The 16966-nt window shown below is 63.8% G+C and carries 15 protein-coding genes; 6 read left to right on the top strand and 9 right to left on the bottom strand.

All coding sequences use genetic code 11. From position 1 onward, the window contains the following. Positions 1 to 202: 202 nt before the first annotated feature. The 5 genes from ACHMW7_RS08265 to ACHMW7_RS08245 form a co-directional block, all read right to left on the bottom strand. On the bottom strand, positions 203 to 1330 hold the full coding sequence (locus ACHMW7_RS08265) for an S-(hydroxymethyl)glutathione dehydrogenase/class III alcohol dehydrogenase (RefSeq protein WP_395449795.1): 1128 nt from the start codon (positions 1328 to 1330) through the stop codon (positions 203 to 205). Positions 1331 to 1398: 68 nt separating this feature from the next. Further along, positions 1399 to 2046, bottom strand: coding sequence for a glutathione S-transferase family protein (locus tag ACHMW7_RS08260; RefSeq protein WP_395449794.1), 648 nt, complete (start codon positions 2044 to 2046; stop codon positions 1399 to 1401). Positions 2047 to 2056: 10 nt separating this feature from the next. After that, complete coding sequence (locus ACHMW7_RS08255) at positions 2057 to 3823, bottom strand: Rieske 2Fe-2S domain-containing protein (RefSeq protein WP_395449793.1); 1767 nt, start codon at positions 3821 to 3823, stop codon at positions 2057 to 2059. A gap of 42 nt (positions 3824 to 3865) precedes the next feature. Further along, complete coding sequence (locus ACHMW7_RS08250) at positions 3866 to 4771, bottom strand: aromatic ring-hydroxylating dioxygenase subunit alpha (RefSeq protein WP_395449792.1); 906 nt, start codon at positions 4769 to 4771, stop codon at positions 3866 to 3868. A 26-nt stretch (positions 4772 to 4797) separates the two neighbouring features. Next, on the bottom strand, positions 4798 to 5664 hold the full coding sequence (locus ACHMW7_RS08245) for an aromatic ring-hydroxylating dioxygenase subunit alpha (protein WP_395449791.1): 867 nt from the start codon (positions 5662 to 5664) through the stop codon (positions 4798 to 4800). A 243-nt stretch (positions 5665 to 5907) separates the two neighbouring features. Here ACHMW7_RS08245 and ACHMW7_RS08240 point away from each other — a divergent pair, with 243 nt between their 5' ends. The 5 genes from ACHMW7_RS08240 (at position 5908) to ACHMW7_RS08220 (ending at position 11457) form a co-directional block, all read left to right on the top strand. Next, positions 5908 to 6678 carry a GntR family transcriptional regulator gene (locus tag ACHMW7_RS08240; RefSeq protein ID WP_395449790.1) on the top strand — a complete coding sequence of 257 codons (771 nt, stop codon included), beginning with the start codon at positions 5908 to 5910 and terminating at the stop codon, positions 6676 to 6678. Positions 6679 to 6724: 46 nt separating this feature from the next. Continuing rightward, the gene (locus ACHMW7_RS08235; protein WP_395449789.1) at positions 6725 to 7819 is read left to right on the top strand and encodes a BMP family ABC transporter substrate-binding protein; all 1095 of its coding nucleotides are present in this window, start codon (positions 6725 to 6727) and stop codon (positions 7817 to 7819) included. A 125-nt stretch (positions 7820 to 7944) separates the two neighbouring features. Next, on the top strand, positions 7945 to 9486 hold the full coding sequence (locus tag ACHMW7_RS08230; protein ID WP_395449788.1) for an ABC transporter ATP-binding protein: 1542 nt from the start codon (positions 7945 to 7947) through the stop codon (positions 9484 to 9486). Beyond that, the gene (locus ACHMW7_RS08225; RefSeq protein ID WP_395449787.1) at positions 9470 to 10537 is read left to right on the top strand and encodes an ABC transporter permease; all 1068 of its coding nucleotides are present in this window, start codon (positions 9470 to 9472) and stop codon (positions 10535 to 10537) included. The genes ACHMW7_RS08230 and ACHMW7_RS08225 overlap by 17 nt, the downstream gene beginning before the upstream one ends. Further along, the gene (locus ACHMW7_RS08220) at positions 10537 to 11457 is read left to right on the top strand and encodes an ABC transporter permease (protein ID WP_115730614.1); all 921 of its coding nucleotides are present in this window, start codon (positions 10537 to 10539) and stop codon (positions 11455 to 11457) included. Before ACHMW7_RS08225 ends, ACHMW7_RS08220 begins: the two co-directional genes overlap by 1 nt. Positions 11458 to 11490: 33 nt before the next feature. Here ACHMW7_RS08220 and ACHMW7_RS08215 read toward each other — a convergent pair whose 3' ends face one another. The 4 genes from ACHMW7_RS08215 to ACHMW7_RS08200 form a co-directional block, all read right to left on the bottom strand. Then, the gene (locus ACHMW7_RS08215) at positions 11491 to 12963 is read right to left on the bottom strand and encodes a M81 family metallopeptidase (RefSeq protein WP_395449786.1); all 1473 of its coding nucleotides are present in this window, start codon (positions 12961 to 12963) and stop codon (positions 11491 to 11493) included. A 35-nt stretch (positions 12964 to 12998) separates the two neighbouring features. Then, positions 12999 to 13826, bottom strand: a complete 828-nt coding sequence (locus tag ACHMW7_RS08210) for a carbohydrate ABC transporter permease (protein WP_395449785.1) — start codon at positions 13824 to 13826, stop codon at positions 12999 to 13001. Further along, positions 13823 to 14692 carry a carbohydrate ABC transporter permease gene (locus ACHMW7_RS08205; protein WP_395449784.1) on the bottom strand — a complete coding sequence of 290 codons (870 nt, stop codon included), beginning with the start codon at positions 14690 to 14692 and terminating at the stop codon, positions 13823 to 13825. Before ACHMW7_RS08205 ends, ACHMW7_RS08210 begins: the two co-directional genes overlap by 4 nt. Positions 14693 to 14765: 73 nt before the next feature. Next, positions 14766 to 16001, bottom strand: coding sequence for an ABC transporter substrate-binding protein (locus ACHMW7_RS08200; RefSeq protein ID WP_395449783.1), 1236 nt, complete (start codon positions 15999 to 16001; stop codon positions 14766 to 14768). A gap of 191 nt (positions 16002 to 16192) precedes the next feature. On the opposite strand from ACHMW7_RS08200, the gene ACHMW7_RS08195 reads away from it, so the two are divergent. After that, positions 16193 to 16963, top strand: a complete 771-nt coding sequence (locus ACHMW7_RS08195) for an SDR family oxidoreductase (protein WP_395449782.1) — start codon at positions 16193 to 16195, stop codon at positions 16961 to 16963. Positions 16964 to 16966: the final 3 nt, after the last annotated feature.

The raw sequence follows: 16966 nt of genomic DNA, 5'->3' as shown, positions 1-16966 counted from the left end.
GGCATAACGTCGGGACACAAGACCTGCAACCGTTCAAAAGAGATGCCGGCGGTGCGGACGAGGGTTTGCAGAAACCTCGGACGCACCGCCGGTCAACGCCAGCACTTTGGGAACACGCGGGCCAAGCTGGGAGGCTTGAAGGCCGGCGAAAAGCCCTGGCGTTTAGGGGACCGGCCATGGGGGCCTGGCCGGCCGTGGGAGCTCAGTAGACGACGACGCTGCGGATGCTTTCGCCTGCATGCATCAGGTCAAAGCCCTTGTTGATGTCTTCGAGCTTGAGTGTGTGGGTGATCATCGGGTCGATCAGGATCTTGCCTTCCATGTACCAGTCGACGATCTTCGGCACGTCGGTGCGGCCACGCGCGCCGCCAAAGGCGGTGCCCTTCCAGGTCCGGCCGGTGACCAGCTGGAACGGCCGCGTCGAGATCTCCTGGCCAGCACCCGCGACGCCAATGACGATCGACTCACCCCAGCCGCGATGGCTGGCTTCCAGTGCCTGGCGCATCACCTTGACATTGCCGGTGCAGTCGAAGGTGTAGTCGGCACCACCGATCTGGTCGGCGCCACGCTTGGTCATGTTGACGAGGTAAGGCACGATGTCGCCGTCGACCTCCTTCGGATTGACGAAATGCGTCATGCCGAACTTTTCGCCCCAGGCCTTGCGCTCATTGTTGATGTCGACGCCGATGATCATGTCGGCACCGGCAAGGCGCAGGCCCTGCAGCACGTTGAGGCCGATGCCGCCGAGGCCGAAGACGATCGCGGTCGAACCGATCTCGACCTTGGCGGTGTTGATGACCGCACCGATGCCTGTCGTAACCCCGCAGCCGATGTAGCAGATCTTGTCGAACGGCGCGTCGGGGTTGACCTTGGCCAGTGCGATCTCGGGCAGCACGGTGAAGTTCGAAAAGGTCGAGCAGCCCATGTAGTGGAAGATCTTGTCCTTGCCGATCGAAAAGCGGCTGGAACCGTCAGGCATCAGGCCCTGGCCCTGGGTCGAGCGGATGGCGGTGCACAGATTGGTTTTCCGCGACAGGCACGACGGGCACGAGCGGCATTCCGGCGTGTAAAGCGGGATGACATGGTCGCCCTTCTTGAGCGAGGTCACACCCTTGCCGACATCGACGACGACACCGGCACCTTCATGGCCGAGGATGGCAGGAAAGATGCCTTCGGGATCGGCGCCGGAAAGCGTGAACTCGTCGGTATGGCAGATGCCGGTCGCCTTGATCTCGACAAGCACCTCGCCCTCGCGCGGCCCCTCGAGGTCGACCTCCATGATCTCGAGCGGCTTTCCAGCTCCTACGGCAACGGCGGCGCGGGTTTTCATTTTTTCTCACTCCCAAAACTGGATTCATGGCCGCGCGCGTCGCCCGGCCTGGATGTTGCTTGTTGAGCTCAGGCAGCCTTGGCCGGTCCTGCCGGGAACACGCCCGACATCACGGCAAAACCCTTGATGCGCTTGACACGGTCGCACCAGCGGCGGATCGCCGGATAGTCCTGTCTTGGTATGCCGCCCTCTTCTGACAGCATGATGTAGGGGAAGCAGGCGATGTCGGCGATCGTCGGCTGGGCCGCCGAGCAGATCCAGCTGCGCCCTTCCTGTTCGCCGAACCACAGATGTTCGTCGAGGATGCGAAACAGCCGATGCGCACCGGCGCGTGCTGCCTCGACGTCGAAGTCATAGAACAGCGCGTCATGCAGCCGTGCCGCCGAGGCGGTGCCGGTGATGCCATCGGCGAAGGCCAGCCACTGGCTGATCTCGCCGAGCAGGGCCGGATTGTCCCGGGGATACCAGCTACCCGACGCATCGTATTTCGAGGCGAGATAGACCAGGATCGCCTGGGCGTCGCGCAGCACGAGCCCGTCATCGTCGATGACCGGCAGCTGGCCGAGCGGGTTGATCCTAAGGAACCAGTCCGACTTGTGCTCGCGGCCGGGATAGAAGTCGACGGGGATCGTCTTCCACTCGACACCGAGCATGCCCATCAGCAGGCGCAGCTTGTAGCAGTTGCCCGACAGTTCGTAGTCGTAGAGCGTGATCATCGGGAAACTCCTAGAGGTCGAGCACAAGCCGCGCCGACTTGGCACGCGACACGCAGGTCATGATCTTGGTGCCGGACTTGCGCTCGGCATCGTTGAGATAGACATCCTGGTGGTCGGGCTCGCCTTCGATGACGGTGGCAAGGCAGGTACCGCAGGCGCCTTGTTCACACGATGACGGCATGTCGATGCCGGCGTCGCGCATCACTTCGAGGATGGTCTTGCCGGCCGGCACGGTCAGCGTCATGCAGGAGCGCGCCAGTGCCACTTCGAAGCTGGTGGAGTCGTCGATGACATTGGTGTTCTTGAAATACTCGAAATGCACCGCCGTCTCCGGCCAGCCCATCTCGGCCGCGATCTTCCGCGCCGCTTCCAGCATCGGCCCGGGGCCGCAGAGATAGACATGCTTGTCCGGGCCATAGCCTGACAGGATCTCGCGCAGCTTCGCACCGGTCTGGTCGGGCGAAAGCCCGAGATGCGGCTTGAGCGAGGCGCCGAGCGTCTTGGTCTTCTCCGGGAAGGCGAGCTGGGCTTCGTTCTGGGCGAAGTAGTGCAGTTCGTGGTTGAGGCTCTGGTTGTTGAGCGCCTGGGCCATGGCGAGCAGCGGCGTGATGCCGATGCCGCCGGCAATGAACAAGGTCTGGAGCGCATCGCGGCGCAGCGGGAAATTGTTGCGCGGCTCGGAGATCGCCAGCACGTCGCCTTCGCGCACCGTCTCGTGCAGGCAGGTCGAGCCGCCCTTGGAGTCGCGTTCGAGCTTGACGCCGATGACATAGCTGTCGCTTTCGCCCGGGCCGTTGGTGATCGAATATTGCCGGATCAGCCCGTTGGGCAAATGCACGTCGATATGGGCGCCGGGCTGGAAGGTCGGCAGCAGGCCCTTGAGCGGCCTGAGCTCGAAGCCGGCGATGCCGTCGGCGGCCGGCCACTTCCTGGCGACCTGGACACGGATCGTCGCCTTGCGGCCATGTGTCGTCTCCTCCGGCATCTCGGCCAGTTCAGGCGAGACGCGTTCGATGATCGGCTCCAGCGGGGCGGGTGCAGGTTCCCGCGCGGCCTCGGCTTCGACGGCGACACGCAGGCGGGACAACAGCTCGTTGTGGTGGTGCAGCACGGCGAGACGCGTTGCACCTTCGACCTGGCTGTCGAGCACGCCGCGGATCACCGAGCGGTTGGAATCGACGGGCTGGACGAAGAACACGGCGAGCGTGCCGGCGTCGCCCTCGCTGGAACGCAGCGCCACCGAAAAGGTGTTGGCGGCTTCGACCGCGACCTTGGCGTCCTTGCCATCGATCTTGCCGCTCGGCTGGAAGCGATAGGCTTTCAACCTGGCCGCCACCACATCGGCCGGCGCGTTGACCGGAATGCCGCGCAGCGCCAGAAGCTTGCCTTCGGCGAACCCAGCCACCTCGGGCACGTCGCCTTGCGGCTCCTCCGCCGACCAGACCAGGCCGTAGCGTTCGACCGCGGCAAAGGTGCGGTTGGTGATGGTGCGTGCCGGTGCATCGGCCGGGTGTGCCGGGATATAGGTGCAGCCGGCGGTGCGGTTCGAATAGCGCCAGCCATGGTACTGGCATTTCAGCTCGCGGCCGTCATTGATGCCGATCGACAGGCGTACGCCGCGATGCAGGCAGCGGTTTTCCCAGATGTTGACGTAGCCATCGTCGGCGCGCCAGACGGCGAACTCGCGGCCGAGCAGCTGGCCATGGAAGACATGGCGCAACGGAAGGTCGTGCGCCGCGGCGATGGGATGCCATCTTGATTTGGCTAGGTCGAGCATATGTTCCTCGCTGATATCTTGTCGTGTCGCGCCGTTAGGCGCTCAGGTGGCGGCCGGGATGACCCCGTAGGTCACGCCCTTCTGGCTCAGCCACCGGCGGTAGGCGATCGCCGACTTGTCGGCACGAATGGGGGTCTCGGCGCGCGGATCGAGCGGCAGGCGCTTGGGGAACTGGTTCTCCAGGATCGGCTTGTCCTGGCCGAAGATCGTCTGCTGGAAGCGCTTGATCACCTTGTCTTCATTGTCTTCGTCGAGCACGCACAACATCATGTGCGCACGGACATGTTCCTGGTCGACCGGCTGCAGGAACACGGCAATGACATCGAGCCGCGTCTCGTCGAGCGGGCTCGATTTGTAGAGCACCGAACAATAGGGATGCGGCACGCGGTAGATGTAGTCGACGTCGGCACCGCCATCCGAGGCGGTCGATGCCATCGGCTGGAAAAAGCGGCAGCGCGTGGCCAGGATCTCGTCGCGGTCGACCGAGATCTCGACGTCATATTCCTTCACTTCCGTATGCGGCTCGGCACCGAGGATGTCGGTGTGGACATAAGGGAAATGCCCCATGTCGAGGAAGTTCTCGATGGCGCGTGGCGCCGAAACATTGACCCCGAAGGTGGCGGCGTTGAGCTTGCGGCGGTCGGCCTCGGCATATTCGGGGATCGGGAAGATATCGGCCGGCGGATTGCCCAGCGACGTCCAGACATAACCATAGGCAAGCTTGACCGGCAACGTGCCCTCAAGTGCCGCGATGTCGACCGGGGCGTCCGCCGGCAGATCCCGCCGCGAACGCCAGACGGAAACCTTGCCAGTGCCGTCGGAGCCCAGGCTGAGGCGCTCTTCGAGCAGCACTGTGTCGACCACGACGCCGGCCGGCACTTCGGAAAGTGCGCCAAGCGGGTGCCAAAGGTCGAGGATCACCTGATCCTTGCATCTCGTCTCGGTCATATGAAGTTCCTCCTAAGGGCGCGGGTTCACATCCGCGCCGGTATCGCGCCGTAAGTGACTGATTTGTCGCGCAGCCAACGCCGGTACATGACCGCGACCGCATCCGCACGGATCGGCGTTTCAGCGCGTGGGTCGAGCGGCAGCCGTCGCGGCAGCTGGTTCTCCAGGATCGGCTTGTCCTGGGCGAAGATCAGCTGCATGAAGTTGCGGATTCCAGCCTCGTCGCTGCCGTCCTTGAGATAGCAAAGGAAGGGATGGGCGACGCAGTTTTCCTCGTCGACGGGCTGGACAAACAAGGTGATGACGTCGAGCCGGTCCTTGTGCACCGGGTTGCTCTTGTAGAGCGCCACCGTGTAGGGCCTGATCACCTTGTAGATGTAATCGACGACAAAACCTTCCTTGGCCGTCGGCGACGCCACCGGCTGGTAGAATTTGCATTCGGTCGCAACCAGTTCGTCGGCAGCCGTCAGTTCGACCTTGTAGGGCGCGACTTCGGTATGCGGTTCCTCGCCGAGCAAACCGGTGTGGACGAAGGGGAAATGGCCCATGTCGAGGAAATTTTCGACCGCGCGCAGGCCCGAGACCTTGACCGCGATCGACCCGCCGGTAAGCAGGTAGCGGTCGGCTTCCTCGGCCTCCGGCACAAACACGATGTCGCGCTCCGGCGTGCCGAGGCAGGCCCAGAGAAAACCATAACGTTTGATCGAATTGACCAGCGCGCCGGTGTCGTTGCGCACCACTTCCTTGTTGTAGCGTCCACGGCAATGGACGCCGAGATCGATGCCGAGCAGGCGAGTCTGAAACGGCTCATGCGCCGACAGGTTCGTCAGGTCGGCGATCACATGCCAATCGTTAAGAAGGACTCTGTCGCTACAAAGGGCAGCTATGCTCATCGCACCCTCCCTGGCTAGCACTTCCCCGTGAACCTAGCTCTGTTATGCCCATATTGGAACCACAGGATTGGATATCAATCAATGACAATTTGCATGTCAATGAAAGAAATTTGGTTGACAGGTTGATTTGATTGACTACCGATATGGGAAACGCAATTCGGGATATGCGGCACATCAGCTGTTGCCAGTGCCGGGCGTGACCGCTGAGCAAGCCAAAGTGCGCTGGTGGGGGAGGAAGATGTCATGAGCAGTCGCTCGCAGGCCATTGCCGACATACTGACGCGGGCGATCATCGATCACCGGCTGGTGCCCGGCTGCAAGCTCGGCGAACGCGAGCTATCAGAGATTTTCGACGTCAGCCGCATCGTCGTGCGCCAGTCGCTGATCCGTCTCGCCGATGACGGCCTGGCCCAGATCGAGCGCAACCGCGGCGCCTTCGTCGCCCGCCCCAGCATGCAGGAAGCGCTGGAGATCTACGACGCGCTGACGCTTGTCGAACAAGGCGTTGCCGCCCAGCTCAGCGACCGCCTCGGCCCCGCCGGCTGGGCCGAACTGCGCCAGCATGTCGAGCGCCAGCGCCAGGCGGTGGCATCAGGCAATGACGCGCTCGCCGACGTGCTCGGCCAGGAATTCCACACCTTGTTCGTCCGGCTCAGCCGCAACAAGGTGATGCAGGAAATCCATGCCCAGCTGGTCCGCCGCACGACCTTGCTGCGCTCGCTGATCACCGCCGACTTCGACTATTGCAACCTGCTCGACGACCATGCGCGGGTGATCGACCTGCTCGAAAAGGGCCGGCTGAAGCAGGCGATGGAGCTGATCGACACCCATCACCGCTCCGTCGTGCGCGGCTACATCATGGACCGGCAGGTGTTTCCCGAGCTGACGCCGCGCGAAGCGCTCGAACCTTATCTCGACGGCAAGTCCGGCGAGCCGCCGAAACCGGCACCACGAAAGAAGGCAGGAGAAAATGGCGCGGCACGGGCGCACGCCCATGTCCACGCCTCAAAATAGACCCGGCAAAAAGCCGGGCACAACCAACCAACAGAGGGTTACCACCATGTTCAATCTGACCAGACGGCAATTTCTGCAATATTCCGGCGCCGCCGGCGCAGCCCTTGGCACCACCGGCCTGGCCGGCATCGCCAGCGCCCAGGAACCACTCAAGATCGGTGTCGTCTATGTCTCGCCGATCGCCGATATCGGCTGGACCAAGCAGCACAGCCTCGGTGTCGACGCCATCAAGGCGGAGTTCGGCGACAAGGTCGCGCTGACCGTCATCGACAACATCTTCATGCCGCAGGATGCCGAGCGCGTCTTCCGCGAGCTTGCCGCTTCCGGCAACCAGCTGATCTTCGGCACCTCGTTCTCGCATGGCACGCCGATGCAGAAGGTCGCCCCGCGCTTCCCCAAGATCGCCTTCGAGCATTGCTCTGGCATCGTCCATCTCGCCAATCTCGGCACCTTCGAAGCCAAATATTACGAAGGCACTTTCGTTGCCGGTGCCGCCGGGGCGCATATGAGCAAGAACGGCAAGATCGGCTTCATCGGCGGCTTCCCAATCCCCGACATCGTCGGCCCGGCCAACGCGCTGCTGCTCGGCGCCCAGAGCGTCAATCCCGACGCCACCTGCAACGCCATCTTCCTCAATTCCTGGTTCGATCCGGGCAAGGAAAAGGAAGCCGCCAACACGCTGCTATCGCAGGGCTGTGACGTCATCTGCTCGATGACCGACACCGCAACCGGCGTGCAGGTCGCCGGCGAAGGCGGCGCATGGTCGATCGGCTATGCCAGCGACATGGCCAAGTTCGGCTCGGGCAAGCAGCTCACCGCCTTCACCCTGGACTGGTCGAGCGACTATGTCGGTGCCGCCAAGGGTGTCGCAGCCGGCACCTGGAAGCCAGAGGCACGCTGGGACGGCCTGGCCGGCGGCGTCGTCAAGATGGCGCCCTACAATGAGGCGATCCCGGCCGACGTCATCACCAAGCTCAAGCAGCTCGAGGCCGACATCGGCTCCGGCAAGGTCCATCCCTATGCCGGCGAACTCAAGGACCAGGACGGTAATGTCAAGGTTGCGGCGGGCAGCGTGCTGGCCGATGCCGACATCCGCGGCATGAACTGGTTCGTCAAGGGAATGATCGGCAAGCTCGGCTGATCCTCGCTTACCGCTAGCAAGGCCGCCGGGGCACAATAGTGCAGCGATTCCGATCTTCGGAATCGCGCACTGGCTCCGGTGGACTATGGCTGCGCACCGTCCAACCCTCACGGCAGGACCCGGCTATGCCCCCACGCCTCGAATTGCGCAACATCACCAAAAGTTACCCAGGCATCATTGCCAATGACGACATCTCGATGTCGATCATGCCAGGCGAAATCCACGCCGTGCTCGGCGAAAACGGCGCCGGCAAATCGACATTGATGAAGATCATCTATGGCGCGGCCCAGGCCGATTCCGGCGAGATCTTCTGCGACGGCAAAGCCATCGCCGCCCACACGCCGGCGACATCGCGGGCCCTCGGCATCGAGATGGTCTACCAGCATTTCGCGCTGTTTGAATCCGTCACCGTGGTCGAAAACATCGCGCTTGCCGTGTCGAGCACTTTCGACCTCGATGCGCTGGCGCGCCAGATCACCGAGCTTTCCAACCGCTACGGCATGCCGATCGACCCGCATCGCCGCGTCCACGACCTGTCGGTCGGCGAGCGCCAGCGTGTCGAAATCGTGCGCTGCCTGTTGCAGGCGCCGAAGCTCTTGATCCTCGACGAACCGACCTCGGTGCTGACGCCGCAGGCCGTCGTCAAGCTGTTCGAGACCTTGCGCCAGCTGGCTAGCGAAGGCTGCTCGATCGTCTACATCAGCCACAAGCTCGACGAAGTGCAGGAGCTTTGCGACACAGCGACCGTCCTGCGCAACGGCAAGGTGACCGGCACGGCCAGGCCCAAGGAAAGCACCTCGGCCCAGCTCGCCCGGTTGATGGTCGGCGCGGAATTGCCCGAAATGCATGTCAGCCCCTCGGTGCCGAGCGACAAGCCGGTGCTCGAGGTGCGCGGGCTGACCGCCCCTGCCCGCGACAAATACGGCGTCGAGCTCAACAACGTCTCGTTCGAGGTGCGCGGCGGCGAGATCGTCGGGCTTGCCGGCGTCTCCGGCAACGGCCAGGCCGAGCTGATCTCGCTGCTCAGCGGCGAACGCACGCATGCCAATGCGCTGGCGATCCAGATCGATGGCAAGGCTGCCGCCCACCTCAATGCCAGCGAAAGGCGCAAGCTCGGCATGGCTTTCGTGCCGGAGGAGCGGCTTGGCCGCGGTGCAGTGCCGCCGCATGCGCTGTGGCAGAATGCCGTACTGACCGCCCACCGTTCCGGGCTGGTGCGCAACGGCCTCGTCGACCGCAAGCGGGCGAGCAATTTCGCCGCCGGGATCATCGAGCGCTTCAAGGTCAAGGCCAACGGCCCGCAATCGAGCGCGCAGAGTCTATCAGGCGGCAATCTGCAGAAGTTCATCGTCGGTCGCGAGATCGCGCTCGAACCCAAGCTGTTCCTCGTGGCACAGCCGACCTGGGGCGTCGATGTCGGTGCCGCCGCTTTCATCCGCCAGACGCTTGTCGACCTGAGCCGGTCGGGTGCCGCCGTGCTGGTGATTTCGGAGGAACTCGACGAGCTGTTCGAGATCTGCGACCGCCTGCTCGTCATCTGCCAGGGCCAGGTCTCGCCGCCATTGATCAGGACAAAAACCAACCGCGAAGAAATCGGCCTGCTGATGACCAGGGTCGACCGCGGCAACGGTACCAACGGGAGAGCCGAAGTTGCGATTCAGGATTGAACAAAGACCGGAACCATCCGCCAGGATGCGGGTGGCGGCACCGGTCATCGCGACCGGGCTTACGCTTCTCGTCGGCTCGCTGCTGTTTGCCGTGCTCGGCTATGACCCGCTGGCGACGCTGCAAGCCTTCTTCATCGCCCCGCTCAATTCGGTGAACGGGCTGTCCGAGTGGCTGCTCAAGGCCTCGCCGCTGATCCTGATTGCCTGCGGCCTGGCCGTCGGCTTCCGCGCCAATGTCTGGAACATCGGCGCCGAGGGCCAGCTGATCATCGGCGCCATTGCCGCCTGTGGCGTCGGCCTGTTTTACCCTGACCCCGACAGCATGCTGCTTTTGCCGCTGATGTTTTTCGCCGGTGCCATCGCCGGCATGGCCTGGGCCGCCATCCCCGCCTTCCTCCGGGCGCGGATGAACACCAACGAGATCCTGGTCACGCTGATGCTGACCTATATCGCCACGCTGCTGTTGTCGTGGCTGGTGCATGGCCCCTGGCGTGACCCGGCCGGCTTCAACTATCCGCAGACGGCCCTGCTGTCGGCAGCGGCGATGTTCGAGCCCTTCGACTATGCCTACCGGCTCAACGCCTCGGTGTTCATCACCGTCGTCGCGGTGTTCCTGATGTGGCTGTTCACCGACCGCAGCTTCCTTGGCTACAAGATGTCGGTCAGTGGTGCGGCACCTCTGGCGGCACGTTACGCCGGCTTCCGCGAATCCGCCGCGGTCTGGACCGGCCTGCTTGCCGGTGGCGCTGCCGCCGGCATCGCCGGCATGGCCGAGGTCTCGGGCCCGCTCGGACAGCTGTCGCCGCAGATCTCGCCCGGCTACGGTTTCGCCGCGATCATCGTTGCCTTCATCGGCCGCCTCAACGCCTTTGGCATCGTCCTCGGTGGATTGCTGATGTCGCTACTTTTCCTCGGCGGCGAAGCAGTGCAAATGAATCTTGGCCTGTCGGCTGCGCTGACCCGCATCTTCCAGGGCATATTGCTGTTCTTTTTGCTTGCCGCTGACTTCTTCATCTTCTACCGGCTTCGCCGCATTCCGGAGCATGCCTGATGGACCTGTTCATTGCCATTTTCACCGGCACCATCATTGCCGCGACACCCCTGATCTTCGCTGCCCTTGGCGAACTCGTCGTCGAAAAATCAGGCGTTCTCAACCTTGGCATCGAAGGCATGATGCTGATGGGTGCTGCCTTCGCCTTCTGGGCGGTGATTGCCGGACTGCCGATGCCGGTCGCCATCCTAGCCGGCGCGCTGGGCGGGGCCGCCGCCTCGCTGCTGTTCGGCGTCCTGGCGCTGACCTTTTTGACCAACCAGTACGCCGCCGGCCTGGCGCTCGCCATCTTCGGCTCCGGCGTCTCGGCCTTCCTCGGCCGCAACTTCGGCTCGGCACCGATCGATGCGCTGAAGAAGATCTACATCCCCTATCTTTCCGACATCCCCGTCATCGGGCCGATGCTGTTCCGCTTCGACCCGATGGTCTATTTCGCCATCGTCATGTTCTTCGTCATCAGCTGGTTCCTCTACCGCACCAAGGGCGGGCTGGTGCTGCGCACCATCGGCGAGTCACCGGAGACGGCGCACGCCATCGGCTATCCGGTGATCCGCATCCGTTATCTCGCGGTGCTGTTCGGCGGGCTGATGGCTGGTCTTGCCGGCGCCTATCTGTCGGTCGCCTACACCCCGCTGTGGGTCGAAAACATGACCGCCGGCAAGGGCTGGATCTCGCTGGCGCTGGTGGTGTTCGCGACCTGGCGGCCGCTGCGGGTACTGCTCGGCGCCTGGCTGTTCGGCGGCATGACCATCCTGCAGCTGCAGGGCCAGGCGCTCGGCATCGCGGTTCCTTCCGAACTGCTCAGCGCCCTGCCCTACCTCGCCACCATCATCGTGCTGGTCATCATCTCGCAGAACCGCCAGATGCTGGCGCTGCATTTCCCGGCGTCGCTGGCCAAGCCGTTCCGGCCGGCGACCTGACGGACAAACGGCGAGGCCTGGCGGTCTCACCACTCATGCCCAGGGATCGTTGACCCGCGGCCACACCGGGCGGACAAGCTTGGTGTAGTTGGTGACGCGCGGATTGCTCGGATATGAGCTCGGCGCGTCGACATAGATGATCTCGGCCGCCACCGGCGCAAAGCCGGCGTAGAAATGGTTGGTCGACTTGACCAAAAGGATGTCCTTGCCGGCCAGGTCGATGCCGAGATTGGAGAAGATGTCGGGTTCGAAGGTCTGGGTGCGGTTGGTGTTGAGGATGATATCGACCTCGGTGCCCAGGATGCGCACCAGCGCCGTTTGCCCGAGCGTGACGCGGCTCGGCCCAAAACTCTGCCAGCCTTCCGCGACCGCCTTCAGCACCTGAACTTTGGCATCGATCGGCTCGCCGGCCTGCGGGCCCGCCTTGCCGCCAAAGCGCAGGTTAATCACCGCGCCCTCGCCCGCCGCATGGCAGAAGGTCACCGCGATCGGATCCCAGATCGTCGCCACCGCGACCTTGTCGAGGCCACGCTCCAGCATCCGGCGCAGCATGAAAGTGCCGTCGCCGGCGACCCCGCCGCCGGGATTGTCCCAGACATCAGCAATGACAGCAGGTTTTGCCGGATTGGCCTTGCGCGCGGCAAGCGCCTTGTCGATGCCGGCGTCGGTGTCGACCATGGTCATCGCGGTTTTTTCGCGCATGGCATAGAGCTCGCGGCCGAGCCTTTCGGCCAGCGCATCACCCTTGGCCTTGTCATTGTCGGTGACGACGACGATGCGCGACCCCATTTCCGGCACGTCGGACGCCATGAAGCCGTGGATCACCGACACCGACAGGATGCCGTCCTTGCCATGCAGCGCCTTGATGCGGTCGACAAACGAGCGCATCGGCTCGCGGCTGGTCGGCAGCACGGTGATCATGCGGCAGTCGAAGGTCGAGATGACAGGCTTGATCTCGCCGCGCGCCGCTGCCAGGCCAAGCGCGACGACATGCTCGCCGCGCTCATAGAAATCGGTGTGCGGAAACTCGAGGAACGCCGCCAGCACGTTGCAGGCAGCGACGCGCTTCGGCGTCAGGTGGCTGTGCGGATCGAATTCCGAAGCGACCACGACGTCGGGCCCGACGATGTCGCGGACCCGCGCCAGGAGGTCGCCCTCGCAGTCGTCATAGCCTTGCGCCACCATCGCGCCATGCAGGCCGAGGATGACGGCGTCGACCGGCAGCGCCGCCTTGAGCTGGTCGAGGATTTCGTCACGCAGCGCCTCGAAGGTCTGGCGCTGCACCAGCCCGCCCGGCTCGGCCCAGGTCGCGGTGCCCTCGATGACGGTCAGCCCGTCGGCATCGGCGCGGCGGCGCAGCGCCACCATCGGCGACGAGCACAAGGTCGGCGTCTCAGGATGCTGCCCTGGCGCGGCGTAGAACGCCATCTCGAACGAGGCGCGGTCGGTCGGCACCGGCGAGAAGGTGTTGGTTTCAGTCGCCAGCGAGGCGGTGAAGATGCGCATGTCAGCTTCGTTTCTTTATCGTTGAAGTCAGGAGGTCACTTGACGGCGCCGAGCGCCAGCCCGCGGACAAGGTAGCGCTGGAGCCAGACGAACAGGATGGCGACCGGCACGGTGGCGACGAGCGTCGCCGCCATGACGTAGTGCCATTCGACAGTGTAGCGCCCGGCGACGAGCGAAAACACCTGGATCGGCAGCGTGTAGCTTTCCTGGCTGCGCAGCATGGTCAGCGCGACGACGAACTCGTTCCAGGCATTGATGAAGGTGAAGATGGCGGTGACGGCGATGGCCGGCACGCATAGCGGCAGGAACACCTTGCGCAAGGTCAGCCAGCGGCTGCCGCCTTCCATCCACGAGGCTTCCTCGAGGTCGCGCGGGATGGTGTCGAAATAGCTCTGCAGCATCCACACGGTGAAGGCGATGTTGAAGGCCATGTAGACGCCGCCGACGGCATTCAGGCTTTCGACCAGCCCGAAGGAGGCGAGCAGGCGGAACAGGCCGAGCACCAGCACGATCGGCGAGATCATCTGCGACACCAGCAGGAACTGGCGGAAGGCGCCATGGCCGGCAAAACGGAAGCGCGACATCGCATAAGCGGCGGGGATCGAGATCAGGATCGCGCCGATTGTGGCGATCAGCGAGACATAGAGCGAATTGAACAGCGCCTGGCCGAAGCCGGCCTGCACCCACATGTCGTAGAAGTTGCGCCAGCGGAACTCGCTCGGCCACCAGTTCGGCGTCAGCACTTCCTGCGCCGGCTTGACCGCGGTCAAGAACATCACCGCGAACGGAAACAAGGTGACGACGACAAGCGGCGCCAGCAGGCCCCAGGCGATGATGCTGCGCTTGAGCTTGGGCGAGATCATGCGCGTTCTCCCCGCATCGCGAGCCTGATGTAGATGGCGGTGAAGACCAGCAGGATCGCCAGCATGACAAGCGAGACGGCGGATGCCTCGCCGAGTTTGCCGATGCGGAAGGCCAGCTTGTAGAGATGGGTGACGAGGATGTCGGTCGAGTTGGCCGGACCGCCCTGCGTCATCACCCAGATGATCGGGAACGAGTTGAAGACATAGATCGTGTTGAGCACGATGGCGATGTTGACGAAGGGCTTGAGCAGCGGAAAGGTGATGCGCCGGAACTGCTGCACCGGTCCCGCCCCCTCCAGTGCCGCCGCCTCATAGAGGTCGTCGGGGATCGACGACAGCCCGCCCAGGAAAATGGTGGTGGTGAACGGCACGGTCACCAGGATGCCGATCATGATCTGCATCGGGAATGCGGTCGCCGCACTCGCCAGCCACTGGATGTTCTGGTCGGCGAGGCCGAGCCCGCGCAAGGCGGAATTCAGCATGCCGCTTTCACCGTTCAGCGCCCAGCGCCAGACGATGGCCGTCATGGTCAGCGACACCGCCCAGGGCAGCATGACGATGACACGCGCGAGCGAACGGCCGTAGAAATCGGTGTTGAGGATGACCGCCACCGGGATCGAGACCAAAAGCGCGCCACCGACAACGGCCACGGTCCAGACGCCGGTGCGCAGCAGCGCCTTGATGAAATCCGGATCGGCAACCAGTGCGGCGAAATTGTCGAGGCCGCTGAAATCGCGCAGCTGGCCGAAGCGGCTGACGTCATGCGTCGCGATCTGGATCAGGTCGACGACCGGCCAGAAGATCACCACCGCAGCCAGGATCAGGCTCGGCAGCGTCAAAAGATATGGCAGTGCGCGATTGTGCATGGGAGCCCTGGCCGGAGCACGGGATAAGGGACCGGTGGCGCCCGAGATGCGCCACCGGCGGGAGGAAGGAAAACTACTTCTTCAGGATGCCGTCGGCCTTTGCAGCTGCTTCCTTGAGCAGGGCCTCGGGATCGCCTTCGCCGAGATAGACCTTCTGCATCGCGTCAGAGGTGATCTGCGCGATCTCTTCCCAGCCCGGAATGACCGGCGCGAAACGGGCGTCGGGCAGAAGGGCGGTGAAGGCGGCCAGGTCGGCGTTGTTGACGTAATAGTCCATCTTGGCCTCTTCCTTGTTCACCGGCAGGAAGCCTTCGCCCTGGGTGAACTTGGCGCGCCAGTCGGTCTGGAACAGGAAGTCGAGCAGCTTCCAGGCCTCGTCCTTGTTCTTCGAGTTCTTGAACATGACGATGGAATCCGTCACGCCATAGGTGCCGCGTGCACCGGTCGGACCAGCCGGGATGGCAGCGACGCCATATTTCAGCTTCGGCGCTTCTTCCTTGATCTGGTTGGACAGGAAGGGTGCGGTGATCATCATGCCGACCTTGCCCTGCTTGAACAGGTTCTGCACGTCCTCACGCGCATAGGAGGTGACGCCCGGCTGGGTCAGGCCCTCGTCGATCAGCGACTTGTAGAGCTTGGCCGCCTCGATGGCGCCGGGGCTGTCGAGGCCCGAGGTGCCGTCCTTGTCGAGGATCTCGGAGCCTTGCGACCACATCGCGTAATAATAATAGACGTCGGTCTCGATCTCCTTGCCCTGTAGGCCGAAACCGTAGTTCTCGCCGCCCAGCGCCTTGATCTTGGCGGCCGCGTCCTTGAGCTCGGCCCAGGTCGCCGGCGGGTTGGCGACGCCAGCCTTTTCGAGCAGTTCCTTGTTGTAATACATCGCCCGCGCCGAAGCGGCGATCGGCAGGCCGTAGGTCTTTCCGTCCATCACCGAAGGCGACATGAAGGTGTCGATGAAGCGGCCCTTGAACTCGTCATTGATGTAGCCGTCGAGCGGCTCGGCGACGCCCTGCTGGACGAAGTCGATCAGCCAGCGCGTGCCGATGATCGACAAATCGGCATTGGTGCCGGCGGTGATGTCGGTGGTCAGCTTCTGCAGCAGCACGTCCCACGGCACGACCTCGAACTTGACGTCGATGCCAGGGTTGGCCGCCTCGAATGCCTTTTCCACTTCCTGGAAATAGGGGCCGGTCTTTGCGCTGTATTCCGCGACCGTGACCCGGACTTCGCCGGCATTTGCCTGGGCGGCCAGCGCCAGCACGCTCAACCCGGCCAGAAGGCCAGTCTTCCACTTCGAAATCGCCATGTCGGTGTTCCCTTGCTCCCACGGGCCAAGGCCCGGTCCTCCGGCGCTTTACCGCGCCTCTTTGATTAAGTGACTTTCCTACATTATCCGGCATTTTCGCCATATCAAGCGATTTTCTTTGTTGCTTAATTACATTTTCAGCCATAGTCCTGAGCAAAGAAAGCGGCCAAGATCGCTATGGGAGCACATCATTGAGCAGTGACAGCGAATTCCGGGGAAACTCCGTCCTGATCACCGGCGCCGGTGGCGGCCTTGGTCGGGCGCTGGTCGCGATCTTCGCCGCGCGTGGCGCCCGCGTCATCGGCTGCGACCAGACCGTCGAGGCGATGGAGGGGCTTGATCTCGCCGGGCGCCACAGCTTCGACCTGACCGATCGCCCCGGCCTCGAAACAGCAGCACGCAGGCTGGTCGACGCCGACGGCGTGCCCGACATCGTCATCAACAATGCCGGCTGGACCCGCGCCGAAACCATGCCGGCGCTGACACAGGAGCGGGTCGAGACCGAGATCGACCTCAACCTGACCGGCGTCGCCAGCCTGACCAATGCGCTGCTCAAGCCGATGGTGGTACGCGGCGCGGGCTGCTTCGTCTTCATCTCCTCGGTCAATGCGCTGGCGCATTTCGGCAACCCGGCCTATGCCGCAGCCAAGGCCGGCATCAACGCCTTGTCGCGCGCCATCGCAGTCGAGCATGGCCGCCAGGGCATCCGCGCCAACGTCGTCTGCCCCGGCTCGATCCGCACCCCGGCCTGGGACCATCGCCTCGCCAAGGACCCGGCCATTCTCGGCAAGCTGCAGCGGCTCTATCCGCTGGGCCGCATAGTCAACGCCCAGGAAGTGGCCGAGGCTGTCGCCTTCCTTGCCTCGCCACGCGCCTCTGGCATCACCGGTACGGTGCTGCCGGTCGACGCCGGCCTGACCGCCGGCTGCCTGCCTTTCATCGACGACATATTGGGAGCGTGAAGA

The sequence above is a fragment of the Aminobacter sp. UC22_36 genome, assembly GCF_044056035.1.
GTDB lineage: Bacteria > Pseudomonadota > Alphaproteobacteria > Rhizobiales > Rhizobiaceae > Aminobacter.
Note: the sequence above shows the minus strand (reverse complement) of the source record. Positions and strands in the feature narration are given on the sequence as shown.